At 70.1% G+C, this 25,298-nt stretch carries 18 protein-coding genes; 17 read left to right on the top strand and 1 reads right to left on the bottom strand.

Annotated elements, in window-relative coordinates; all coding sequences use genetic code 11:
- Window positions 1-269: 269 nt before the first annotated feature.
- The 7 genes from glgX (at window position 270) to AB0E90_RS50185 (ending at window position 11,801) form a co-directional block, all read left to right on the top strand.
- On the top strand, window positions 270-2,381 hold the full coding sequence (gene glgX, locus AB0E90_RS50215) for a glycogen debranching protein GlgX (protein WP_360420725.1): 2,112 nt from the start codon (window positions 270-272) through the stop codon (window positions 2,379-2,381).
- Between the two features lie 5 nt (window positions 2,382-2,386).
- A complete protein-coding gene (treY, locus tag AB0E90_RS50210; protein ID WP_360420723.1) occupies window positions 2,387-4,702 on the top strand; it encodes a malto-oligosyltrehalose synthase in 2,316 nt (771 codons plus the stop codon).
- Entirely contained in the window at window positions 4,699-6,432 is a 1,734-nt protein-coding gene (gene treZ / locus AB0E90_RS50205; RefSeq protein WP_360420721.1) for a malto-oligosyltrehalose trehalohydrolase, read from the top strand. The genes treY and treZ overlap by 4 nt, the downstream gene beginning before the upstream one ends.
- Before the next feature lie 47 nt (window positions 6,433-6,479).
- Window positions 6,480-7,592 carry a transporter substrate-binding domain-containing protein gene (locus tag AB0E90_RS50200; protein WP_360420719.1) on the top strand — a complete coding sequence of 371 codons (1,113 nt, stop codon included), beginning with the start codon at window positions 6,480-6,482 and terminating at the stop codon, window positions 7,590-7,592.
- Window positions 7,589-8,611, top strand: a complete 1,023-nt coding sequence (locus tag AB0E90_RS50195) for a hypothetical protein (RefSeq protein ID WP_360420717.1) — start codon at window positions 7,589-7,591, stop codon at window positions 8,609-8,611. Before AB0E90_RS50200 ends, AB0E90_RS50195 begins: the two co-directional genes overlap by 4 nt.
- A gap of 92 nt (window positions 8,612-8,703) precedes the next feature.
- Complete coding sequence (locus AB0E90_RS50190) at window positions 8,704-9,426, top strand: PP2C family serine/threonine-protein phosphatase (RefSeq protein WP_360420715.1); 723 nt, start codon at window positions 8,704-8,706, stop codon at window positions 9,424-9,426.
- 62 nt (window positions 9,427-9,488) lie between these two features.
- A complete protein-coding gene (locus tag AB0E90_RS50185; RefSeq protein ID WP_360420713.1) occupies window positions 9,489-11,801 on the top strand; it encodes an EAL domain-containing protein in 2,313 nt (770 codons plus the stop codon).
- A gap of 72 nt (window positions 11,802-11,873) precedes the next feature.
- Here AB0E90_RS50185 and AB0E90_RS50180 read toward each other — a convergent pair whose 3' ends face one another.
- Complete coding sequence (locus AB0E90_RS50180; RefSeq protein ID WP_360420711.1) at window positions 11,874-14,570, bottom strand: ATP-dependent helicase C-terminal domain-containing protein; 2,697 nt, start codon at window positions 14,568-14,570, stop codon at window positions 11,874-11,876.
- Between the two features lie 151 nt (window positions 14,571-14,721).
- On the opposite strand from AB0E90_RS50180, the gene uraD reads away from it, so the two are divergent.
- The 10 genes from uraD to AB0E90_RS50130 all read left to right on the top strand — a co-directional run bounded on the left by uraD (window position 14,722) and on the right by AB0E90_RS50130 (window position 24,501).
- Window positions 14,722-15,231 carry a 2-oxo-4-hydroxy-4-carboxy-5-ureidoimidazoline decarboxylase gene (uraD, locus tag AB0E90_RS50175; protein WP_360420709.1) on the top strand — a complete coding sequence of 170 codons (510 nt, stop codon included), beginning with the start codon at window positions 14,722-14,724 and terminating at the stop codon, window positions 15,229-15,231.
- Entirely contained in the window at window positions 15,218-15,580 is a 363-nt protein-coding gene (gene uraH, locus AB0E90_RS50170; protein ID WP_360420707.1) for a hydroxyisourate hydrolase, read from the top strand. The genes uraD and uraH overlap by 14 nt, the downstream gene beginning before the upstream one ends.
- 4 nt (window positions 15,581-15,584) lie before the next feature.
- Entirely contained in the window at window positions 15,585-16,445 is an 861-nt protein-coding gene (gene pucL, locus AB0E90_RS50165; protein ID WP_360420705.1) for a factor-independent urate hydroxylase, read from the top strand.
- A complete protein-coding gene (locus AB0E90_RS50160) occupies window positions 16,442-17,794 on the top strand; it encodes an 8-oxoguanine deaminase (RefSeq protein ID WP_360420703.1) in 1,353 nt (450 codons plus the stop codon). The genes pucL and AB0E90_RS50160 overlap by 4 nt, the downstream gene beginning before the upstream one ends.
- A 195-nt stretch (window positions 17,795-17,989) precedes the next feature.
- Window positions 17,990-19,465 carry a DUF1996 domain-containing protein gene (locus AB0E90_RS50155; RefSeq protein ID WP_360420701.1) on the top strand — a complete coding sequence of 492 codons (1,476 nt, stop codon included), beginning with the start codon at window positions 17,990-17,992 and terminating at the stop codon, window positions 19,463-19,465.
- A 388-nt stretch (window positions 19,466-19,853) separates the two neighbouring features.
- Window positions 19,854-21,401, top strand: coding sequence for a malate synthase A (gene aceB / locus AB0E90_RS50150; RefSeq protein ID WP_360420699.1), 1,548 nt, complete (start codon window positions 19,854-19,856; stop codon window positions 21,399-21,401).
- Entirely contained in the window at window positions 21,401-22,531 is a 1,131-nt protein-coding gene (locus AB0E90_RS50145) for an aldolase/citrate lyase family protein (protein ID WP_360420697.1), read from the top strand. The genes aceB and AB0E90_RS50145 overlap by 1 nt, the downstream gene beginning before the upstream one ends.
- A 66-nt stretch (window positions 22,532-22,597) precedes the next feature.
- Window positions 22,598-23,431 (top strand): phosphotransferase, encoded by an 834-nt coding sequence (locus tag AB0E90_RS50140; RefSeq protein ID WP_360420743.1) that lies wholly within the window; start codon window positions 22,598-22,600, stop codon window positions 23,429-23,431.
- A 103-nt stretch (window positions 23,432-23,534) separates the two neighbouring features.
- A complete protein-coding gene (locus AB0E90_RS50135; RefSeq protein WP_360420695.1) occupies window positions 23,535-23,729 on the top strand; it encodes a hypothetical protein in 195 nt (64 codons plus the stop codon).
- Between the two features lie 61 nt (window positions 23,730-23,790).
- Window positions 23,791-24,501, top strand: coding sequence for a class I SAM-dependent methyltransferase (locus tag AB0E90_RS50130; RefSeq protein WP_360420693.1), 711 nt, complete (start codon window positions 23,791-23,793; stop codon window positions 24,499-24,501).
- Window positions 24,502-25,298: the final 797 nt, after the last annotated feature.

Below are 25,298 nucleotides of genomic sequence, written 5' to 3'. Positions count from 1 at the left end.
AGCGATTTCCGGCCGTCCGTCCCGAGTGCCTGGACGACCGGACAGTATTTCCGGATAATCCGTTTTGTGGCCTCGCGAGGTGCTACGTGGAGTACACGTTCGAACGGGGACCGGACAGTCGCTGAGACCTCGTCCGCCCCATCGGAGAGAATGTCCCCTGACGCGGCCGCACAGGATTAGACCGGCCGGGCGACGGGAACACCTCGCTCGCCATGGTGACGCGGGCGTGCGGCCGAAGTGCACCGACGGCTGAGGGGTGGGCGTACGACATGCAAGTTTGGCCTGGTCACCGGTACCCGCTGGGGGCCACGTACGACGGCACGGGCACGAACTTCGCGATCTTCTCGGAGGGGGCCGAGGCGGTGGAGCTCTGCTTGTTCGACCCGTCCGGCAACGAGCGCAAGGTTCAGTTGCACGAGCAGGACGCCTTCGTCTGGCACGCCTACCTGCCGGGGGTCGAACCCGGCCAGCGGTACGGCTATCGGGTGTACGGGCCGTACGAGCCGGGTCGCGGGCTGCGGTACAACCCGCACAAACTGCTCCTCGACCCGTACGCGCGTGCGGTCGATGCCGACATCAAGTGGCACCCGTCGCTGTACGCGTACGAGCTCGGCAACCCCGATCAGATGTCGGATCTCGACTCGGCGCCGTACATGGCCAAGGGCGTCGTGGTGAACCCGTACTTCGACTGGGGGAACGACCGCCGGCCGGACATTCCGTACCACCACTCGGTGATTTACGAGACGCACGTCAAGGGCCTGACCGAACGGCACCCCGAGGTGCCCAAGGACATGCGCGGCAGTTATTCGGCGATCGGCCACCCGGCGATCATCGAGCACCTGAAGAGCCTCGGCGTGACCGCGGTCGAGCTGATGCCGGTGCACCAGTTCGTGCACGACAACCGCCTCGACGACCTGGGTCTGCGCAACTACTGGGGTTACAACACGCTCGGCTTCTTCGCGCCCTATCAGGGCTACTCCTCGACCGGCACGCTGGGCCAGCAGACCCAGGAGTTCCGCGGCATGGTCAAGGCGCTGCACAAGGCGGGCATGGAAGTCATCCTCGACGTGGTCTACAACCACACCGCCGAGGGCAACCACCTGGGACCGACGCTGTCGCTGAAGGGCATCGACAACCGCACCTATTACCGCCTGGTGGACGATCAGCCGCAGTTCTACATGGACTACACCGGCACCGGGAACAGCCTCAACGTGCGCAGTCCGCAGAGCCTCCAGCTGATCATGGACTCGCTGCGCTACTGGGTGACCGAGATGCACGTCGACGGCTTCCGCTTCGACCTCGCCTCCACCCTGGCCCGCGAGTTCTACGACGTCGACCGGCTCTCCACGTTCTTCGAGGTGGTGCAGCAGGACCCGGTGGTCGGCCAGGTGAAGCTGATCGCCGAGCCGTGGGACGTCGGCCCCGGCGGTTACCAGGTGGGCAACTTCCCGCCGAACTGGACCGAGTGGAACGGAAAATATCGCGACACGGTCCGCGACTTCTGGCGTGGTGAGCCGGCCACCCTGGCCGAGTTCGCCTCCCGCATCACCGGCTCGGCCGACCTCTACCAGGACGACGGGCGCAAGCCCTTCCACTCGATCAACTTCGTGACCGCGCACGACGGGTTCACGCTGCACGACCTGGTCGCCTACAACGACAAGCACAACGACGCCAACGGCGAGGAGAACCGGGACGGCGAGAGCCACAACCGGTCCTGGAACTGCGGCATCGAGGGCCCGACCGCCGACGAGAAGGTGCTCGCCCTGCGCGGCAAGCAGCGGCGCAACTTCCTGGCCACGCTGATGCTGTCGCAGGGCGTGCCGATGATCTCGCACGGCGACGAGCTGGGCCGCACCCAGCAGGGCAACAACAACGCCTACTGCCAGGACAACGAGCTGGCCTGGATCGACTGGGGCGACGCCGACGAGACGCTGCTCGACTTCACCCGCAAGCTCACCGCGTTCCGCCACCGGCACCAGGTGTTCCAGCGGCGCCGGTTCTTCACCGGCCTGCCGGTCACCGCGCGCGGCGGCGGCGACCCGCTGCCCGACCTGGAGTGGTTCACCCCGGACGGCCGGCAGATGGCCGGCGACGACTGGGGTAACGACTTCGGCCGGGCGGTGGCGCTGTTCGTCAACGGCGAAGGCATCCGCGAACGCGGCCAGTACGGCCAGCGGCACGTGGACTCGTCGTTCCTGCTGTTCTTCAACGCGCACGACGCGCCCATCGAGTTCTCCACGCCTCCCGCCGAGTACGGGGAGAAGTGGGAAAAGGTCATCGAAACTGCCGAGCCGTCCCCGGATCGCCCGTCGGTCGTGGAGGCCGGCAGCAAGCTCCTGGTGCCGGACCGGTCCCTCATCGTGCTGGACAGGACGGTCTGAAACTGATGCCCCATCCCAGCCCCGCCGCCGCCCTTAACCGGGCTGAAGGCCGTCCGTCTGGAACCTATCGAGTCCAGGTCCGACCCGAGTTCCCGTTGTCCGCCACCGCCGAGTTGACCGATTATCTGGCCGATCTAGGGGTCAGCCATCTCTACACGGCGCCGCTGCTCACCGCGGCGCCCGGCTCCGAACACGGCTACGACGTGGTCGACCACCGCTCGGTGAGCCCGGCCCTCGGCGGTGCCGATGGTTTGCGGAATTTGTCGGATTCGCTCAAGTCGGCCGGCCTCGGGCTGGTGGTGGACATCGTTCCCAATCACGCGGGGGTGGGTGTCGCCGCAGTGAACCCCACGTGGTGGGACGTGTTGAAGAACGGCCAAAAGTCTGAATTCTCCGACTTTTACGACATCGACTGGTCGCGCGGCCGAATCCTTCTCCCGGTCCTCGGGCAGGGCGCCGATGAGCTGGACAAACTGCGCGTCGAGGACGGCGAGCTGCGCTACTACGACAAGCGCTTCCCGATCGCCGAGGGGACCGGCTCCGAGGGGACGCCGCGGGAGATCCACGACCGGCAGCACTACGAGCTGGCCGACTGGACCCGCGGCGACAGCGAGCTCAACTACCGCCGCTTCTTCTCCATCACCGACCTGGCCGGCCTGCGCGTGGAGGACCCGGCGGTCTTCGACGCCACCCACGCCGAGATCCTCCGGTGGTACGCCGAGGGCATGGTCGACGGCATCCGGGTCGACCACCCGGACGGCCTGCGCGACCCCGGCGGCTACTTCGACCGGCTGCGCGCCGCCGCCCCGGACGCCTGGATCGTGGTCGAGAAGATCCTCGAGCCGGGCGAGGAGATGCCGGCCTGGCCGGTCGGCGGCACCACCGGTTACGACTCGCTCGCCGAGGTCTGCGGAGTCTTCGTCGACCCCTCCACCGAGGCGTTCTTCGACACCCTCCAGCACCACCTCACCGGCGGCGAGAGGTCCTGGCAGGATCAGGTGCACGAGGCCAAGCTGCACGTCGCGACCACGCTCCTCGCCGCCGAGCTGGCCCGGATGGCCCGACTCGTACCGGAGATCGAGGCCGCGCCGAAAGCCCTTGCCGAGCTCGCCGCCTGCTTCCCGGTCTACCGTTCCTACCTGCCGTTCGGCTCCCGGCACCTGGCCAAGGCGCGCTCCGAGGCGGGCCGCCGCCGGCCGCAGCTGATCGGCGTCCTCGACCAGCTCACCAGCCGGCTGCGCAACCCCGCCGACGAGCTGGCGATGCGGTTCCAGCAGTTCACCGGCGCGGTGATGGCCAAGGGCGTGGAGGACACCTCGTTCTACCGCTGGACCCGCTTCACCGCCCGCAACGAGGTCGGCAACGACCCGGCGAAGTTCGGGGTCAGCCCGGACGAGTTCCACGATGCCACCGAGCAGCGCGGACGCGAGTGGCCGGAGGCGATGACCTCGCTCTCGACCCACGACACCAAGCGCAGCGAGGACGTGCGGGCCCGGCTCGCGGTCCTCGCCGAGGTGCCGGGCGATTGGACCGAGGTGGTGCGCCGCTGGGTCCGGATCGCTCCGCTCCCGGACCCGGCGCTGGCGCATCTCATCTGGCAGGCCGCGGTCGGTGCATGGCCGATCTCCCGGGAGAGACTGCAGGCGTACGCCGTCAAGAGCGCACGCGAAGCAGCAACCGGGACCACCTGGTACCAGCCGGACGAGAAGTTCGAGACGCGGCTGCGGGAGATGGTCGACAAGATCTACGACGACCCGGCCCTGCAGCGTGAGGTGGCCGGTTTCGCCGAGTCGATCACGCCGCCGGGCTGGTCGAACTCGCTCGGCCAGAAGGTCGTGCAGCTGACCATGCCCGGCGTCCCGGACGTCTACCAGGGCTCCGAGCTGTGGGACTTCTCCCTGGTCGACCCGGACAACCGGCGGCCGGTCGACTTCGCGGCCCGCCGTGAGCTGCTGGCCCGCATCGACGACGGCTGGCTGCCCGGGGCCGACGACAGCGGCGCCGCCAAACTGCTCGTCACCAGCCGCACCCTGCGCCTGCGCCGGCAGCGGCCGGAGCTGTTCACGAGTTATCGCCCGGTCTGGGCCGAGGGTCGCTGCGGCGAGCACGCGCTGGCCTTCGACCGGGGTGGCGTGGTGACGGTGGCCACCCGCCTGCCCGTGGGTTTGTCACGTCATGGTGGCTGGGGCGACACTGCCTTGTCACTCGACGGTCACAGCTGGACGGAAGTCTTCACGAATACCAGCTACGGCGGTAACCGTCTGGCAGTGGCCGAGTTGCTCCGTACGTACCCCGTCGCTCTGCTGGTGAAAGAACAATGACGCTTTTCGAAGTCTGGGTCCCCGAGAAGACTGTTCGTCTGCAGGTAGCGGGGGAGGACCGCGAGATGGAACGCGGCGACGACGGGTGGTGGCGGCTCGACGTGCCGTCGGCCGGGCCGGGGTCGGATTACGCGTACGTCCTGCCGGATGCCGAATCGCCCCTGCCCGACCCGCGCTCGAAGTGGCAGCCTGAGGGCGTGCACGGCCCGAGCCGGGTTTACGACCAGTCCGCCTTCGCGTGGACCGACCAGTCGTGGACCGGCCGCCAGTTGCCCGGCTCGGTGCTCTACGAGCTGCACATCGGAACATTCACCCCGTCCGGGACATTCGACTCGGCCATTTCTCGCTTGGACCATTTGGTCGACCTCGGCGTCGATCTGGTCGAGCTGCTGCCGGTCAACGCCTTCAACGGCGAATACAACTGGGGCTACGACGGGGTCTGCTGGTACGCGCCGCATTCTGCTTACGGCGGCCCGGACGGCCTGAAGCGCTTCGTCGACGCGTGCCACGCGCGCGGCCTCGGCGTCGTCCTCGATGTGGTCTACAACCATTTCGGGCCCAGCGGCGCGTACGCCCCAATGTTCGCGCCGTACCTGTCCGCCCACGGTTCGAACCCCTGGGGCGACTCGGTCAACCTTGACGGCCCGCACGCCGACGAGGTGCGCCGATACATCACCGACAGCGTGCTGATGTGGCTGCGCGACTACCACGTCGACGGGTTGCGGCTCGATGCCGTGCACGCGCTCGTCGACCACTCGGCGGTCAACCTGCTCGAACAGCTCGCCGTCGAGGTCGAGTCGCTCTCCGCGCACCTGGGCCGGCCGCTCGCGCTGATCGCCGAGTCCGACCTCAACGACCCCAAGCTGATCACCCCGCGCGAGGCCGGCGGCTTCGGCCTGCAGGCGCAGTGGGACGACGACGTGCACCACGCGCTGCACACCCTGCTGACCGGGGAACGGCAGGGCTACTACGGCGACTTCGGCTCGCTGGACTGCCTGCAGAGCGTCCTCGAGGGCGCGTTCTTCCACGCCGGCACCTGGTCCAGCTTCCGGCAGCGCACGCACGGCCGCCCGGTCAACCGCCTGTCCACCCCGGGCCACCGGTTCGTCGCCTTCCTGCAAAATCACGACCAGATCGGCAACCGCGCGGTCGGCGACCGGCTCTCCGCGCTCCTGTCGCCCGGCCTGCTCAAGGTCGGCGCCACCCTGCTGCTGACCGCGCCGTTCACCCCGATGCTGTTCATGGGCGAGGAGTGGGCGGCCAGCAGCCCCTGGCAGTTCTTCACCAGCCACCCCGAGCCGGAACTGGCCGCCGCGGTGCGCAACGGCCGCCGGAGCGAGTTCGCGGCGCACGGCTGGGCCGAGACCGAGGTGCCCGACCCGCAGGACCCGGCCACCTTCGAGCGTTCCAAACTCGACTGGGAAGAGCTCGCCAAGCCCGGCCACGCCGAGATCCACGATCTCTACAAGCGGCTCATCGCCCTGCGCCACAGCCGCCCCGAGCTGTCCGACCCGTCGCTGTCCAAGGTCGAGGTGTGGCACGGCGACCAGCACGTCGTGATCAAGCGCGGCGGCTGCCTGGTCGCGGTCAACCTCGCCCCGGTCACCCAGACGGTCAGTCTTCGTTCGGTGCCCAGCAAGGTGCTGCTCGCCACCGAACCGGGTGTGGTTCTTCAACGCGATCGGGTGGAGTTGCCGCCCGAGAGTGCGGTGGTGGTCGCCGCCCGCTGAACCCGGTGCGGCACCATAGGGGTGCCTAAGACCTGGGGGGCGGGGCGATGACCGATAAAAGCTCGGGCCGGTTCGCGTGGCCGATTCGACGACGCATGCCCGGCCCCGACGGCACCGCGGAAGACATCGCGGTGCAGGACATCGCCGAGCGCGAGGCGGCCGACCGGCGCTTGCCACCACCCGAGCCGGAGCCGCTCGCCGACCCGCCGCCGCGCTTCAACCTGGCCGCGTTCCGGCTGGCCGCGCTCGGCCTCGCACTGGTGCTGGTGCTCGCCCTGGCCATGATGAAGCTGTTCGTGGGCGGGCCGCCGTCGGTTGCCAAGCTGCGCGCCCAGTCCGGCGTGGACGGCTGGCAGGAGCTCACCGTCGGCGTCAAGGACGACCAGCCCGGGGTCGCGTTCTACGACCCCGAGACGAAGATCTGGAGCGGCTTCGACGTCGACATCGCGTACCTGATCGGCGAAGATCTCGGCTTCCGGCGCGACCAGGTCAAGTTCTTCGGGATGGAGAGCGAGGACCGGGCCCGCATGCAGGCCTACGACGCCACCCCCGAGCACAAGCGGGTGGCGGTCAAGCTGGTCATCGCCAGCTACAGCATCACCGACGACCGGATCAAGGCCGGCGTCACCTTCGCCGGTCCCTATCTGTACACCGAGCAGTCGGTGCTCACGCTGAACGACCACCCGGCCGTGGCGACCTTCAAGGACCTGGCCGACAAACAGGTGTGCTCGCTGTCCACCTCGACCAGCCTGACCGGCCTGCAGGCGGCCGGCGCCATCGTGCGCAGCAAGAACCGGGTCAGTGAGTGCATCACCGAGATGCGCGAGGGCCGCGTCGAGGCGGTCAGCACCGACGCCGCCATCCTGGCCGGTTACAAGGCCCGCTACCCCAACGAGTTCAAGCACTGGGACCTCGGTTACGAAGCCACCGAGAAGTGGGGCGTCAACGTGGGGGAGAACCCGGCGTTGCAGAAGCTGGTCAACCTCACGCTCTATCGCTCGTTGAAGGACCCCAAGGACGACCGCTGGGAGAAGGCCTTCCAGAGCAACCTGCAGGTCGAGGTGAAGCAGAACCAGTCCACCCCGATCGCGGTCGCCACCCAGCCCACGATCACCAAGCCGAACGTGCGTGACCTGCCTTGGGAGGACGTCTTCCCATGACGGACATCTTCGTCAAGGGCGGCCCGATCCCGCCCCGCCGCCGCCGCGCTCAGCTCAACTGGCTGCTCACCGTCCTGCCCGCGTTCCCGCTGGTCCTGCTCGTGCTCCGGTTGTGGTACCTGAGCCGGCAGGATCTCCCGACCATGCTGCTGCTGGTGCAGTACATCAGCCCGCTCGGCATGATCAGCGCGCTGTTCATCACGCTGATCTGGACCGTGCCCGCGGCCATCCTCGTGCTCCGCGCCCTCGGCGGCATCCTGCTGGTCAGCGCCCCCGCCGACGCCGGTCGTTCGCTGCTCGCCGTCACCGCGCTGCGGATGCCCGACTGGGTGGTGCTGCTCGCCACCATGCTGGCCGCCTTCACCTGGCAGCTGCGCCTGCTGCCCGTCCTCGGCATGCTCATCGTGTCGATCCTCGGCGCCACCGCCACCCTGCGGTTCCGCACCGAACGCTGGCTCATGCTGTGGATCACCGTCGGGGTGCCGGTGTTCACCGGACTGCTCGTGCTGATCTTCGTGTGGCCGGGCATCGTCACCGCGCTGCACGCCGGCGAGACCACCACCGCGCTGATGCTCGGTGTCCCACCGCTGCTCGGGCCCCTGCTCACCGGTCCGGTGCCGGCCTGGTCGGCGCGGCTCGTCACGCACTGGCCGGCGGTCGCCGCGGCGCTGGTCGCCCCGCTGGCGATCGGCATCATCTTCCTGCGGGCGCCCGTCCTGCCGGACAGCGCGGTCGAGGTCGGCCCGGCCGGGAGCGCCCCGCACATCGTCCGCGGCCAGCTGATCTCGGTGGACGACACCTCCACGACCATGCTCCAGAGCGACGGCGCCGTCGTCTTCATCCCGAACGACGAGGTGCGCTCCAAGACGCTCTGCCCGCAGCCGGTGCGCCCGCCGGACAGCGTCGTGTCGGTCCGCGGGTGGCGGGTCGAGGAATCGGCGCTTTCCTGGATCGCGCCCACGCACCGTGACGACACGGTTGACCCGCGCTGCCTCGGGCGGCCGCTGAACCCCAGCTGAAGCGCCATGTGAACCGCATCCGCCGCGTTTTTCGGCGACGCGCCGCCGCCCGCGTGCAGACAGGCTTGCGCTGATCTGGGAAGCTACCCGCCATGACCTTGCACCTCCGGTGGGCGGCGGTCACCGACCAAGGACATGTCCGCAGCAACAACGAGGACTGTTACTACGCCGGTGATCACCTGCTCGTCGTTGCCGATGGGATGGGCGGCATGGCCGCCGGTGACCTCGCCAGCCGTCTCGCTATCGAGGCGGTCAGCGGGCTCGACGTGCCCATCGACAACGACAATCAGATGGACGCGCTGCACAAAGCGCTCGAAGCGGCGAATGTGAAGATCGCCGAGCAGGTGGTCGCCGACCCCGAGCTGCAGGGCATGGGCACCACGCTCACCGCGGTCATCTTCTCCGGCACTCGAGCCGCGATGGCGCACGTCGGCGACTCGCGGGCCTACCTGGTGCGCGACGGCCGGCTCAACCAGCTCACCAAGGACGACACGTACGTCCAGATGCTGGTCGACCAGGGCCTCATCAAGCCGGAGGAAGCGGCCGGCCACCCGCGCCGCTCGGTCGTCACCCGGGTGCTGCAGGGCGAGCCGGTCAGCCCCGCCTACGTCATCGTCGAGCCGGAGCCGGGCGACCGCTGGCTGCTGTGCAGCGACGGCCTCACCGCCGTGGTCAGCAACGAGACCATCGAGCAGGAGATGCTCGCCGCCACCGATCCGAAGTCCTGCGCCGAGCGGCTGGTCGACCTCGCCCTGCGCGGCGGCGGGCCGGACAACGTGACGGTGCTCGTCGGCGATCTGACTCCGGCCGACTGACCAGCTCCGATCCGCGCCGGGCTGAGGTAGGTTACTCCGGTCGTGGATCAGGGGGCTGATGGATGACAGCGCGACTTCTCGTCACGCTGACGCTCGTCCTGGGTTCGGTAGCGTTCGGCGAACTCGTCGGGCCGCGGGGGTCGCGGCTCTACGACGACGCGGTTCAGGCGGCAGCGGGGGTGGCTGCCGCGTGGGTCTGCGTCGCCGCCGCCAACCGGCGTGGGGGCGTTCAGCGACGATGGCGCCTGCTCGCCGGGATCGGTCTGGGCGGGTGGGCGCTGATGCGCGTCTACTGGGTCGCGCGCGACGTCACCGACCCCGGCTGGGTGTCGGCCACGGTTCCCGACGTCGGCTTCCTCGTGCTCCCGGTGTTCCTGCTGTTCGGACTGCTCAACGTGCCGTACAGCCGGCCTCGCCCGGCCGGCACCTCACCGCGGCGCGACCAGATCGCGCTGCTCATCGACAGCGTGCTGATCTGTGGGTCGCTGCTCGCGCTGGCCTGGTCGGCGATACCCGACCGGGTCCTGAGCTGGGCCGGCCAGACGCCCGCCGCCATCGGCATGGCCGCCGCGTACGCCATCAGTGATCTTCTTCTTCTCACCATGGTGGTGCTGCTGCTCGCCACCCGGCCCAGCTCCCGGGCCGCTCGCCAGCCGCTCTACCTCTCCGGCGTGGCGTTGCTCTGCTTCGGCGTGAGCGACACGTTGCGCCTGATCAACCTGGGTGATGGTCCGCTGAGCCACGGGCATGCCAGCGGTTACCTGTTCGGCTGCGGCTTCCTGGCGCTCGCCGCCCTGTCCCGCCCGGCCCCCGCCGACGACCCGGAACCGGCCGGTCCCGAACGGGACTGGCTGCACCTGCTGCTGCCGTACGTGCCGGTCACCACCACCGGCGTGGTGATCGCCCTCAGCACCGGCCCCGGCAATCCGCTCTCGCCGTGGGAGGCCTATCTCGGCTGGCTCGGCCTCGGCCTGGTGGTGGCCCGGCAGATGTTCACCATCGTCGACAACACGGTGCTGCTGGACCGCGTCTCCGAGGGCCGGCGGCGCCTGCACCATCAGGCCTACCACGACCCGCTGACCGGTCTGGCCAACCGGGCGCTGTTCCGCGAACGGCTGGTGCGGGCCCTCGACGACCACCGCCACCACGGCAAGCCCCTGGCCGTCCTGTTCGCCGACCTCGACGACTTCAAGCTCATCAACGACAGCTTCGGCCACGCCATGGGCGACCGCGTGCTGCGCGCCATCGCCGACCGCATGGTCGCCTGCATCTCGGCCGAGGAGCTGGTCGCGCGCCTGGGCGGCGACGAGTTCGCGGTGGTGCTCGACCGCCACCCCGACGACGCCGAACCGGCCGGCCACCGCATCCTGGCCGCGCTGCGCGAGCCGTTCTTCATCGACGGCCACCGCATCGGCGTCGGCGCCAGCATCGGCCTGGTCGCCCCCGAACCCGGCGAGCCATTGACGGCGGACGCGCTGCTGCGCCGGGCGGACGCCGCGATGTACTCCAGCAAACGCCGGGGCAAAGGCGCCTTGGCCCGGTACGCCGGAACGGCCGACGGCAACGCCGACCTGCCCCACCTGCTGGCCCAGGCCCTGGTGACCGGCGGCCGGCCGACCGGGTTCGAGGTCTATTACCAGCCGATCGTCCGCCTCCACGACGGCGCGACGGTGGCCGTCGAAGCGCTGGCCCGCTGGACCCTCCCCGGGGCCGGCGGCTCCGTGCACCCCGACGTCTTCGTGACGGTGGCCGAACGCACCGGCCAGGTGGCCGCGATCGACGACTTCGTCCTGAACCAGGCCTGCGCCGACGCCGCCGCCCTGGCCGCGGTCTACGGCCGCCCGATCGACGTGCACGTCAACGTGTCCGCGGCCCGGCTCGGCCAGCCCGGCCTGGAAGAGGCCGTGCAAGCCGCCCTGGCCCGCCACCCGCTGCCGCCGTCCCGCCTGATCATCGAGATCACCGAGACCCACCGCATCGGCGACCTGCCGGCCGCCGCGGCCGCCGCCACCCGGCTGCGAGCGCTGGGCCCGCGGATCGCCCTCGACGACTTCGGCAGCGGTTTCAACGCCCTGGCCCAGCTGCACTCGCTGCCGGTCGACATCGTGAAGCTCGACTCGACCCTGACCGATGTGGACGTGACGCCGGAGCGGGCCGGCGCCCTGTGCCGCTCGGTGCTGACCATCTGCGACTCGCTGGACATCGTGGTGGTGGCCGAGGGCATCGAGACGAGTGCCCGAGCGACCGGGTTGGCCGCCCTGGGTTGTCCGCTCGGGCAGGGCTACCTGTTCGGGCAGCCTGCGCCGCTGGAACGCCTGAAGTCTCCGGTGATCCCCAGTCAGCCCGGCTCGGCATCCCTGCGGCAGCTCGGATAGACACGCCGCTTTCCTTGATCCCGGGGTCTGATCTCGCGGTCGAGACCCCGGTTTCAGGGGAGTCGGCCGGATTCAGCGAGCCCGCGGATTCGCTCGCCGGGTCGGCTCGGCGGTGGTCGGGTCCTCGGGCCAGGGGTGGCGCGGGTACCGGCCTCGCAATTCCGCCCGGACCTGCGGATAGCCCTGCGCCCAGAACGACGCCAGATCCCGGGTGACCGCGACCGGCCGCCCGGCCGGCGAGAGCAGGTGCAGCAAGACCGGAACCCGGCCCTCCGCCAGCCGCGGCGCGTCCTTCCAGCCGAACGCCTCCTGCACCTTCACCGCGAGCACCGGCGACTCGGCGTCCGAATAGTCCACCCGAACCCGCGATCCGCTCGGCACCGGCAGCCGCTCCGGGGCCACCTCGTCCAGGCGGCCGGCCACCGACCAGGGCAGCAGGCGGCGCAGGCCGGTCGCCACGTCCAGCTTCGCCAGGTCGGCACGTCTCTTCGCAGGCCCGAAGCTCAGCCACTCCTCGGCCCGGTCGAGCAGCGCCTCGTCGGAGACGCCCGGCCACGGCTCGCCCAGTGCGGCATGCGCGAACGCCAGCCGTTCGCGCAGCTCCACCGCTCCGCGCGACCAGGTCAGCAGGTCGAGTCCGTCGCGCTTCAATCCCTCGCGCAGTGCGGCCTGGACCAGCGCCCGGTCGGGGTCGGCAATGCGCCTCTCGACCAGGACGATCGCGCCCAGGCGTTGCACCGTGCGGGCCACCACGTCGCCGTCCGTCCAGCCGATCTCGGTGGTGTCGGTCAGCATCGTCGCGGCCGCCTCCCGGGCCGTCGCCTCGTCGAGCGGCGCGGCGGCCCGGACCCGTGCCGTCCGCGCTCCCGCCGTCCGGTCGGCGGAGGCTATCGCCAGCCAGGTCACGCCGCCGAGGCCGCTGCCCGGACCGAGATCGGCGGCGGTGCCGCCGGCCATCAGGTAGGACCGGCCACCGGCCTCGCGGACCCGGGCGACCCGTTCGGGATAGGCGAGCCCGACCACGAGCCCGGCGGCAAGGTCGTCCGGCACCCGCCCCGATTCCGGCTGCGTCGGCCGCCGGACCGCTTCGCTGCGCTCGCTTCCGGCTTTGCGGCGGCCGCTTGTCGCAGCGCGGTCGCTTGCCGCCGGCCGCCGGCTTCCGGCGCGGCCGTCGTCCTGCGTGCGGCCGTCGTTCCTGGCGTGGCCGTCGCTTTCAGCGTGTCCGTCGCTTTCGGCGTGGCCGGACTCGGCCGCGGCATCCGTCACGTCGGGGACCGCGATGTCGTCGCCGGGGGACCGGTCCAGGGCGGCGGTCAGCCGGCGCACCTCGGAGCGCCACGCCGGGTCTCCGCCCGAGCGGGCCCGGCGCCACGCCGCCACCAGGTCGTCGGTTGTGGAGCGGTCGTCGTCCAGCAGGGCGACGATCTCGGCCGCCCGGCGCGCGCCGACCAGGGGAGCGCCGTCGAGCAGGGCCCGCGCCAGACGCGGATGCAGTCCGGCGTCGGCCAGCGCCCGGCCGCGCGGGGTGATCCGGCCGCCGGCGTCGACCGCGCCCAGGTCGTGCAGGGTGGCCACCGCGGTCTGCATCGCGCCGCTCGGCGGCGGGTCGGGCAGGGCGAGCCCGGTGCCGTCCGGATGCCCCCAGAGGGCCAGATCGAGGGCGAACCCGGTCAGGTCGGCCGCGGCGATCTCCGGCTCGGGCTGAGCCGGGAGCCGGTCGTGCTGCGCCTGCGACCAGCACCGGTAGACCCGTCCGGGCGCCTCCCGGCCGGCCCGGCCGGCGCGCTGGGTGGCGGCTGCACGCGACACCGGCACGGTAACCAGCGCGCCCAGCCCGCGGGCGTGGTCCATCCGTGGCACCCGGGACAGCCCGGCGTCGACCACGGCCCGGACACCCGGAACGGTCAGGCTGCTCTCGGCCACCGCGGTGGCCAGCACGACGCGGCGGCGCGGCCCGGCCCGCAGCGCGGCGTCCTGAATGGATCCGGATTGCCGGCCGTGCAGCGCGATCACCTCGGCGTCGACCCCGGCGAGGCGGCCGGCGACGGTGTCGATCTCGCGGGCGCCGGGGAGGAAGACGAGCACGTCGCCGTCGCCCTCGGCCAGCGCGCGGCGGGTGGTGGCGGCCACGTGGTCGAGCAGCCGCGGGTCGACGCGCAGGCCGAGCGGTGGCGAGATCGGGCCGGCCGGCGGCAGCCACTGCACGTCGACCGGGAACAGGCGGGACTCGGCGGCGATCGTGGGCGCCCCGCCCAGCACCTCGGCCAGGCGTTCGGCGTCGGCGGTGGCCGAGGTCGCCAGCAGCTGCAGGTCGGGGCGCAGGGCGGCCCGCGCCTCGACCAGGAACGCCAGCGCCAGGTCGGTGTCGAGGTGCCGCTCGTGGCACTCGTCGAGGACGACGACCGCGGTGCCGGCCAGCTCCGGGTCCCGTTGCAGACGGCGGACCAGGACTCCGGTGGTGACGACCTCGACCACGGTCCGGCGGGAGACGCGGCGGTCACCGCGTACCGAATAACCGACCCGCGACCCGACCTCCTCGCCCAGCAGAAACGCCATGCGTCGCGCCGCGGCTCGCGCAGCGAGACGGCGCGGCTCGGCCACCACCACCCGGCCGCCCGGACCGCCGAGTGCGAGCGGGACCAGCGTCGTCTTGCCGGTGCCGGGCGGCGCCACCAGGACTGCGGCGCCGGCGCCGGACAGCGTTTCGCGAATTTGCGGCAGAAGCGCCCGGATCGGCAGATCGGGCAAGGCGTCGTCGGCAAGGAGCACGAGACCATCGTTCCTCAGGCCGCGGAAACTGTCGGACCCCCATGGCAGGGTGTGTGTTGCAGGGAAGGACATGTTTGTGAATTCCTGCGCAAAGATCTGCACTGACATGACCTGGCCTGCTTGACTGAGCGACACAGGAGGGGGTTGCCGAGTGGACGCGACAGAGGTTTTCAACGCGCTCCCGGCCGTTCGTCTCGAGGAAGACCTCCTGGCCTGCTGCGCGGCGCCGGCCTGGGGCGCCGCGGTGGCCGCGAAACGGCCCTATCGCGAGCGATCGGAGATCATCTCCGCCGGCGACGCCGCGGCCCGTGGCCTGACCTGGCCCGACGTGCTCGCGGGGCTGTCGGCGCATCCGCGGATCGGTGAGCGGGCGGCCGGTGACTCGAAAGAGGCGGCCTTCTCCCGGCGGGAGCAGTCGACGGCCGCGCAGGGCGCCGACGAGCTGACCAAGGCCGCGCTGATCGAGGCCAACCGGGCGTATGAGGAGCGGTTCGGCCACGTCTTCCTGATCTTCGCGAGCGGCCGCACCCAGGAGGAGATCCTGGCGGTGGCGCGCGAGCGGGTGGCCAACGACGAGGAGACCGAGCGGGCCGTCGTGCGCGACGAGCTGCGCAAGATCGCGTTGCTGCGGCTGGAGCGGGTGCTCGATGCCCTCGGATGACGGAACCGAGCCGGAATTCCACGCCAGGATCTCGACGCACATCCTCGACACCGTGACCGGCGACCCGGCCCGCGACGTCTATGTGCGGCTGGAGCGGCGCGATTCCGAGGGCTGGCGCATGATCGCCGAGGGCCGCACCGACGCCGACGGCCGCCTGCGTTACCGCGTGCCGCTGCACGAGTGGCAGGCCGGCGGTTACCGCCTGTTCTTCTACGTGGAGCCCTACCTGGGCGACGAGTGCTTCTTCCCCGAGGTCACCGTCGCGTTCCACGTCCGTGACCCGGAACGGCACTATCACGTTCCGTTGCTGCTCAGCCATTACGGCTACACCACTTATCGAGGGAGCTGACTCCGTGGCGATCGTTCTTGGGCCCAATCGTTACGGCAAGGCCGAGACGCGCCTGGTGCGGGTGTCCCGCGACGGCGACACCCACTCGCTGGCCGACTTCAACGTCAGCGTGTCGCTCTCCGGCGACCTGGCCGAGACACACCTGACCGGCGACAACTCGGGTGTGCTGCCGACCGACACGATGAAGAACACGGTTTACGCGTTCGCCAAGAAGCACGGCGTCGGCGAGCCCGAGGAGTTCGCCCTGCTGCTGGCCCGGCACTTCGTGGCCACCCAGGAGCAGGTGTTCGCGGCCCGGGTGAGCATCGAGTCGATCGCCTGGGAGCGGCTCGGCCCGCACTCGTTCCAGCGCAAGGGCGACTACACCCGGCTGGCGTCGATCGTGGTGACCGACGAGTTCGAGCAGGTGGTCTCCGGGCTCACCGGCCTGGTGCTGCTCAACTCGACGGCGTCGGAGTTCCACGGCTTCCCGCGCGACGAATACACCACGTTGCCCGAGACCACCGACCGCATCCTGGCCACCGCGGTCGACGCCCGCTGGCGGCACCTTTCTGCGTCCACCGACTTCACGAAGTCCTACGCGGGCGCCGTCGAGGCGATGACCAGCGCGTTCGTCAACACCTACAGCTATTCGCTGCAGCAGACCCTGTTGTCGATGGGCAGCCAAGTGCTGTCGCAGCGGCCGGAGATCGCCGAGATCCGGCTGGCGCTGCCCAACAAGCACCACTACCTGGTCGATCTCTCCCCGTTCGACCTGGCCAACGACAACGAGGTGTTCATCGCCGGCGACCGCCCCTACGGCTTGATCGAGGGCACCGTGACCCGCGACGACGCGCCTCCGGCCGCCGCGGAGTGGTACCTGTGATCATCATCGAGAACGTCGCGGTCGCCACCGTCGACGCGAACGACACCTACCACGACGACGGCCACGTGGTGGTCGGCGACGACGGCCGGATCGCCGCGGTCGGCGCCGGGCACGCCGGCCGTTATCAGGGCTCGGTGCGCCGGGTCGACGGCACCGGCTGCCTGGTCACGCCCGGCCTGGTCAACACCCACCATCATCTCTACCAATGGGTGACCCGCGGCCTGGCCCTCGACGAGACCCTGTTCGGCTGGCTGACCACGCTCTATCCGATCTGGGGCCGGCTCGACGCCGAGATCGTCGGCGCCGCCGCGGGCGCCGGCCTCGGCTGGCTGGCCCTGTCCGGCTGCACGACCAGCATGGACCACCACTACGTCTTCCCGCGCGACGGCGGCGACGTCCTCGAGGCCGAGATCGAGGCGGCCCGGCTGATCGGCGTCCGCTTCCACCCGACCCGCGGCTCGATGGACCTGAGCCAGAAGGACGGCGGCCTGCCACCCGACCACGTCGTGGAAGACACCGACGCGGCCCTCGCCGCCACCGAGGCGGCGATCGACCGCTGGCACGACCCGTCGCCCGACGCGATGCTGCAGATCGCGGTCGCTCCCTGCTCGCCGTTCTCGGTGACCCAGAAACTGATGACCGAGGCCGCCGACCTGGCCCGGCGCAGGGGCGTGCGGCTGCACACGCACCTGGCCGAGACCGACGACGAGGAAGAGTTCTGCCTCGAGCGGTTCGGCTGCACGCCGGTCGATTACGCCGAGCGGGTCGGCTGGCTGGGCGACGACGTCTGGCTGGCGCACGGCGTCCACCTCGACGACTCGGCGATCACCAAGCTCGGCGCGACCGGCACCGGCGTGGCGCACTGCCCGAGCTCCAACGCCCGGCTCGGTGCCGGCAGCGCCCGGGTCCGCGAGCTGCTCGACCATCGCGTCCCGGTCGGCCTGGGGGTCGACGGCGCCGCCTCGCAGGAGGTCTCGCACCTGGGCGCCGAGTTGCGGCAGGCGCTCTACACGGCTCGCCAGCGCGGCGGCCCGAAGTCGATGAACGCGGCCGAGGCGCTGCGTCTGGGCACCATCGGCGGCGCCCGCTGCCTGGGCCGCGACAACGATCTCGGCTCGATCGAGCGGGGTAAGCTGGCCGACCTGGTCATCTGGCGGCTCGACGGTCTCGGCCACGAGGGCATCGACGACAAGCGGGCGGCGCTGGTCTTCGGCCCGCCGGCCGCGGTCGAGCTGTCGCTGGTCGGCGGCCGGCCGATCGTCGAGCGCGGCGAGCTGGTCCACGCCGACGCGGAATCCTTGACCCGCCAGGCGCGCCGGGCCCACCGCCGCATCCTCGGCGACCGGTAACCCCTCCGGAACTTAAGGAAAAATTAAGAACGGCGGCCCGGAAAAGGCGTTATTCAGAATGGAAATCGCGGCCACCAGCACCGCCCGAAAACGCCATTCATAAGTCTTTCTCCACGCATTGAAACAAGCCCTCTACCTCTGCATACTCCCTATGAATCGAGCCCCCTCGGTCACCGGAAAAGGTAGAGAATTCAAATGCGGACCGAACCTCTCCACGCACCTCGGCGCAATCACCGCGCCCGCACCCGAGTCCTCCTCGCCTCGGCGGTCGCCGCGGCGGTCGGCGTCAGCGGCTTCTACATCGCCAACGCCAACGCTGCCGAGACGGTCGTGCCCGGCCGGCTGCAGGCGGAGGCGTACTCCGCGCAGTCCGGCGCGCAGACCGAGAACACGGCCGACGCCGACGGCGGCAAAAACGTCGGCTGGCTCGCGGACGGCGACTGGCTGCGCTACGACAACGTCCAGATCGGCGCGACCGTGCAGGCCCGGATCGCCTCGGACAACACCGCGGGCGGCACGATCGAGCTGCACACCGGCACCGCGACCGGCACGCTGCTGGCGACCATCCCGGTGGCGAAGACCGGCGGCTGGCAGAAGTGGGTCACCGCGACCGCCACGATCAAGCAGCCGCCGACCGGCAGCCAGACGCTGGTAGCAGTCATGAAAAGTCCCCAGAAATCGGACTTCGTGAACGTCAACTGGTTCACCTTGGGCGGCCCTTCAACGACCCCAAGCACCCCGGCCACGCCGGCCACGCCGGCCACGCCGGCGACGACGGCACCCACGGCGGCGCCCACGACCGCGCCGACAACCGGCGCCGGCTGGGTCGACGTCGACCAGGCAAAATGGGCCACCCAGCTGGCCGAGTTCAACGCGATGGCGTTCCGCCCGATCACCAACAACCCGGTCCGCGTCGCCGAGTCCAACGCCTCCTGCACGGTGAGCCACGCGAAGACCGACGACCCGATCGTCTTCCCCAACCTCCCGGGCGCCTCGCACATGCACTCGTTCCTGGGCAACGACAGCACGGACGCGGCGACCACGACGGAGACGCTGCTCGCGAACACCGGTTCCAGCTGCAAGCCGCTCGACGACCACTCCGCCTACTGGATCCCCACGCTCTACGAGAACGGCCAGGCCATCGAGCCGCACGGGGTGACCGTCTATTACGGCTCCCGCCTGCCCGACACGACCAAGACCGTCCCGTTCCCGCAGGGCTTCCGCATGATCGTCGGCGACGCGAAGCGACAGATCGACACCCCCAAGGGCGCCCCCGGCCAGTTCTGGTGCGCCGGCGCCGGCGGCGAGATCGGCCGCAGCGCCGACGGCAACTGGCCGGTCTGCGCCAAGACCGCCGAACTGACCTTCCAGCTGACCTTCCCCGACTGCTGGGACGGCGTCCACCTGGACAGCCCCGACCACAAGTCGCACGTGGGCGGCGCCGACGGCGACGGCAAGTGCAGCGGCAAATACCCGGTGGCGATCCCCAGCCTGTCCTTCGTGATCGGCTACCCCACCTCGGGCTCCGCCGCCGGCTTCAAACTGGCCTCCGGCAACGCCAGCTCCATGCACGGCGACGCCTTCTTCGCCTGGGACAACGCCGCGCTCGGCCACCGCGTCAAGGACTGCATCGTCCAAAAGGCCAAGTGCAACACCGCCGGAACCTTCTAGCAGTACGCCCCGCATCTCCCCAACCGCACCAGCCACGAACCCCGCCTACGGCGGCTGCCGCCCGCGACCATCGCGGGCGGCAGGGTCGTAACGCGCCTCTCGCGCAAGGCGACCCGCACCCCGGGCCAGTCCCCACCAGTGCTCATCCCCGCCGACCATCCCCAGGCCTTACTCCCGGAGGTGCGGGCGCGGCAAGACGTCCCCACCGCGCCCGCACCTCCTCTCCGTCCCACCCGCCTCACCGTGCCCCCGTTGCCGCGGTGGCCGCTCGCCAAGATCGCGGCGCGGCCGACGCCGCTGGGCGGGCTGTGATCTAGTTCAGCGCTGACGGCGGGGCCGGGCTCCACTACGGTACGAAGGAGTAATCGCACCGAGGGGAGCCGGCGCCATGATCGAGATCCTGTCCGACGAGGCCGTGGCGTTCGTCGCGGACCTGAACCGGCGTTTTCGGCCGCGCCGCAACGAGCTGCTCGCGGCCCGCGCCGCCCGCCGCGCGGAGATCGCCGCCGGCGCATCGCTGGGTTTTCTCGCCGAGACCGCGGACATCCGCGCCGCCGAGTGGCAGGCGCCGCCGGCCCCGGCCGATCTGACCGACCGGCGAGTCGAGATCACCGGTCCCACCGAGCGCAAGATGACCATCAATGCGCTGAACTCGGGGGCCAAGGTGTGGCTGGCCGACCTGGAGGACGCGAACACCCCGCACTGGCAGAACGTCGTCGACGGCCAGCAGAACCTGTACGACGCGATCCGCCGCACCATCACCCTGGAGACGCCGCAGAAGACGTACGCGCTGAATGATGGTCCTTATCCGACGATCGTGATGCGGCCGCGCGGGTGGCACCTGGACGAGCGGCACCTGCCGGTGGACGGCGAGCCGGCGGTCGGCGCCCTGGTCGACTTCGGGCTCTACTTCTTCCACAACGCCAAGGAGCTCCTCGAGCGCGGCAGCGGGCCGTACTTCTACCTGCCGAAGATGGAGTCGCACAAGGAAGCGGCCCTGTGGAACGACGTCTTCACCTACGCCCAGGAGACGCTCGGCATCCCGCACGGCACCATCCGCGCGACCGTGCTGATCGAGACGATCCCGGCCGCGTTCGAGATGGAGGAGATCCTCTATGTTCTGCGCGATCACCTGTCGGGTCTGAACGCGGGCCGCTGGGACTACCTGTTCAGCATCATCAAGTACTTCCGCGACAACCCCCGGATGATCCTGCCGGACCGCGCCGCGGTGACGATGACCGCGCCGTTCATGCGGGCGTACTCCGAACTGCTCGTCTCCACCTGTCACCGGCGTGGCGCGTTCGCGATGGGCGGCATGGCGGCGTTCATTCCGAGCCGCCGCGACCCGCAGGTCAACGAGGTGGCGCTGGCCAAGGTCCGCGAGGACAAGGAGCGCGAGGCCGGCGACGGTTTCGACGGTTCGTGGGTGGCGCACCCCGACCTGGTGCCGGTCTGCCAGGAGATCTTCGACCGGGTGCTGGGCGACAAGCCGAACCAGTTGGACAAGCAGCGCCCCGATGTGTCGGTCGACGCCGCTCAGCTGCTCGACGTGTCGTCGACCGGCGCCCCGGTGACCGAGGCCGGGCTGCGCGGCAACGTGTCGGTGGCGCTCCAATACCTGGAGGCGTGGCTGCGCGGCAACGGCGCGGTCGCGATCAACAACCTGATGGAGGACGCCGCCACCGCGGAGATCTCCCGCTCCCAGGTCTGGCAGTGGATCCACAACGAGGTCCGCCTGCCGGACGGTTCCGAGATCACCGCGGACCTGGTCGGCCGGATCGAGGACGAAGAACTCGTCAAGATTCGCAAGGCGATCGGCGACGAGGCGTGGGCGGCGAGCCGTTTCGACGACGCCCGCAAGCTCTTCGAGCGCGTCGCCCTCGCCGACGACTTCGCCGACTTCCTGACGACCGCCGCATACGACTCGATCGACTGATGCGCCTGTCCGACAGCGACTACACGGAGCTGGATGTCCGGCTGGCCGGTCACGATGCGTTCCTGAAGTCCCGTTACCCGGGGGAGCGCCCGGGCCGTCAGCCGATCCACACCGTGTACGTTCCGGGCGACCGCCTGGACAACTTCCGCGAGTGGGGTGCCCTGGCGCTCGACGCGATGACGGATTTCCCGTGGGACGCCGGCGACATCCGCGCCAAGCTGGCGGCGGAGCCGATCGAGGACCTCCGGGTCGACTTCGAGGACGGCTACGGCGTCCGCCCCGACGACCAGGAGGACGAGGCGGTCCGCCGGGCCGCGAAGGTCCTCCGCGACGGCCCGGTGCCGCCGTTCCTGGGCATCCGCATCAAATCCCTGGAGGCGACCACCCGCCGCCGGGCCCTGCGCACCCTCGACCTGTTCCTGGACTCCTATCAGGACACGGTCAACATCACGCTGCCCAAGGTGAGCGGCCCCGATCAGGTCGCTGCCATGGTCACCCTCTGCGAAAAACTCGAGAAGGTGTACGGGTTGAAGGCCGGCGCCCTGACCTTCGAGATCCAGATCGAGCTCCCGTCCGCGATCCTCGCCGCCGACGGCACCGCCGCGGTCGCCACCCTGCTGACCGCGGCCGACGGTCGCTGCACCGGACTGCACTACGGCACCTACGACTACAGCGCCGCCGCCGGGGTGGCCGCCGCCTGCCAGTCGATGGAGCACCCGGTCGCGGACTATGCGAAGGCCGTGATGCAGGCGGCGGCCGCCCAGACCGGGGTCCGCCTCTCCGACGGTTCGACCAACATCCTTCCGGTGGGTACGCACGAGGAGGTCCAGTCGGCGTGGGCCCTGCACCACCGGCTGGTCCGCCGTTCCCTGGAGCGCGGCTTCTACCAGGGCTGGGACCTTCACCCGGCGCAACTACCCACCCGCTACGCGGCGACGTACGCCTTCTTCCGGGACGGCCGCGACGCCGCCGTGGGCCGCCTGCACCGCTACCTGTCCCGCCAGGAGAGCGGCATCGCCGACGAGCCCGCCACCGCCCGCGCCCTGGCTGCCTACCTGCTGCGCGGCCTGGATTGCGGCGCCCTGACCGACGCCGGCCTGCCCCGATCCGACCTGCTGGAACTCCTCTAGCGCCGGGAGGACAACACGAACCAGGGCACCCATCCCGAAGAGTTGCCGGCCGAGGTCCTGGACGACGTGGCCGACGTGGTCGGGGCAGAAATCACTGTTCTCCGTCGCCTACCCGGAGGCGCCAATGGGGGCGCCATGCGCGTCCAGTTGGCCGGAAGGGAAGACGCAGTGCTCAAAGCAGTGCCCCGGGCACACCCCGGCCACCTGGACGAGACGTTGCGAGCCCGGAGAGTGGCCGAGCACATGCGTCGGCGCGGCTATCCCACCCCGGCCTGGCTCGGCGTGGGAGCCACCGCCACTCATGTGTGGCACCTGATGGACTTCGTCGACGCGGCTCCCCTGCCCGAGCTGACCCCGTCCGTCGTCGAGCAGCTGATGGAGATCGTCGAACTCCAGGCCGGCCAGGCCTCCGAACCCTACGACCACTGGTCGTACGCCTGGCGAGTCGCCACCGGTCAGGAATCGGCTGTCGCCGGGCTCTCGGGGTATTCCTCCGTGGTGTCGGCCTTGGCCGAGCGCCTGCGGCTCGTGTGTGCGGACGTCCCACCACCGCGAGAGCCGCCGGACATGGTCCATGCCGATCTCAACCCGAGCAATGTCCTGGTCCGGGACGGAGTGGTGGTGGCGGTCGTGGATATCGGGAACGCAGGTAGCGGCACGCGGGCGACTGATCTCACCACGCTCCAGTGGCACACCTTCCAGGATCCGCTGGACGGTGTCCGAAGGCGGCTGTGGACGAGAATCCTCGCCGTGGCCGGCTGGGAGGGAGCGGTGGTGCTCGCCGCGACTCAGATCCTCCTGCAGCTCGAGGTGTACATCCGTCTCGGGCGCCACGATGTCGTTGCCGGGGTGGCCCAGCGCGGCCATCGCGCCCTCGACGAGCTGACCGCGCTTCGCTGACTGCGCCGGTCGGGATGGGGCCCTCCGGCTGCTGTCAGCCAGCATGACGTGCGGCGCGCTGGGGCAGGACCGCCAGGGCCGTGTCCGCGATGTCCTCGATGGTGTGGGCGTCGAGACCGGCCTTGCCGACCGCTTCCATGCCGCGCAGCACGGCCAGCAGCAGCGCGGCCAGCCGCTGGGGGGGTCGGCGCCGTCGTCGATGTCGCCGTTGCGCTGGGCCCCGGTGATCTCCGTGCGCAGCAGCACCAGGAGCTGGTACGCCCGCGTGGCGGTCGCTGCTCTATCAGACCCGCGCTGAGCTGACCGGCCACCTCGATCAAGCGCGCCGACCTCTGCCGCCCGGGCGGTAGCCTCTGCTGGTGTTCTCGCCTCAAGGTCCCTCGCTGCGTGAGCTGTGCGTTCAGGCGCTGTCCTCCGTCGAGCGGGGGTATGACCTGCTCGCGCCCAAGTTCGATCACACGCCGTTCCGGACGCCGGAGACCTTTCTCGCGGCGACGGTTCGGGCGTTGACCGAGCTCGGGCCGTTCGAGGATGGGCTGGATGTGTGCTGCGGGACCGGGGCCGGCATGCTCGCTCTGCGGCCGCTGTGCCAGGGGCGGATCACCGGCGTCGACTTCAGTTCGGGGATGCTGGCGCAGGCTCGGAGCGCGCACCCGGATGGCTCATGGGTGCGGGCTGACGCTCGTACGCTTCCGTTCGCCTCTGGATTTGATCTTGCGGTTAGCTTCGGTGCGCTCGGGCATTTTCTGCCCGGTGAGCGGCCTGCGGTCTTTGACGGGGTCTATCGCGCGCTGCGGCCCGGTGGGCTGTTCGCCTTTCCGGTCATCGCGCCGCCGTCTATTGCCTCGGTGGCTCATTGGGCGTCGCTCGGGTTCGACGTGACCATGCGGATTCGCAATGCGGTGTGGCGGCCGCCGTTCGTCATGTACTACCGCACGATGCCGCTGCCTACGGTTTGTGCCGACCTGGGTGCGGCCGGCTTTACCGTGACGACTGTTGATCTGGCCGAGTTCGGTCGGGATCGGGACGGTAGCCCGCGTAGTCGGCTCGTTTTGGCGCGCAAGCCGTGACGTCGTGGCGGTTCGGTGGGCGGCCTCAGGAGTGAGGCGGTGTAGGTTTTGAGGATGCGTGTACCTACTGCAGCTATTACCGCGGGGTCCCTTATCGGGGGATGGCAGGTTGCTCGGCGTACTGGTATTCGGCCGCTTGGTGGGGTGATTCTTGCCGCTGGGGGTGCGTTGGCGGGGCGGGATTGGGCTCGGCGGACCAGTCCGGTTGTTACCTCGGCGTTGGTGGCTACCTATGTCGGGGCGTTTGCTCTGTCGCATCCGCTTGCTAAGCGGATTGGTTCCTGGCCTTCGGTTTTGGTTGTCTCGGCTGTTACCGCTGTGGCTGCTTATGCTGTTTCGGATCGGCGGCCTTCTCGGGGTTGATCAAGACCTCAGGGGCTCTGCCCCCGAACCCCCGGCCGCGCTCGGAGACCGCTCCTGCTTGTGCGCACGCTTGGGTCGGGTGGTCTCCTCGCGGTGGCTGGTCAGGCAATCAGAAGGAGCTGGGGCGCCCCAGCTCCTTCTGATCAAGGCTTGAGTAGCCGTCGCGAGGAAGACCACCCAACCGTTTTGGTTAGTGCGTTTGCAGGGTCTTGGTCCAGTTGATTCGGTAGCGCTGTTCTGGGCCCAGGACCTTTTCTGGGTTCATTGCCAGTTTCATGAATATGGGCATTATCAGGGGCATCAGGATTTTTCCGATTGGGCCGGGGGCCTTGATGCCGTGTAACTAATCAGGTCAGCTGATTGCGGGGATCCATGGTCGGCCGGACGTGAGTTGGACGAGGGCGTCGTAGAGGTTGAGGCCGTGTTTGGTTGCG

Origin of the sequence: Actinoplanes sp. NPDC026619 (genome assembly GCF_040638295.1) — a bacterium.
GTDB lineage: Bacteria > Actinomycetota > Actinomycetes > Mycobacteriales > Micromonosporaceae > Actinoplanes.
The sequence above is the reverse complement of the archived record's forward strand: the minus strand, read 5'-3'. Positions and strand labels throughout refer to the sequence as shown.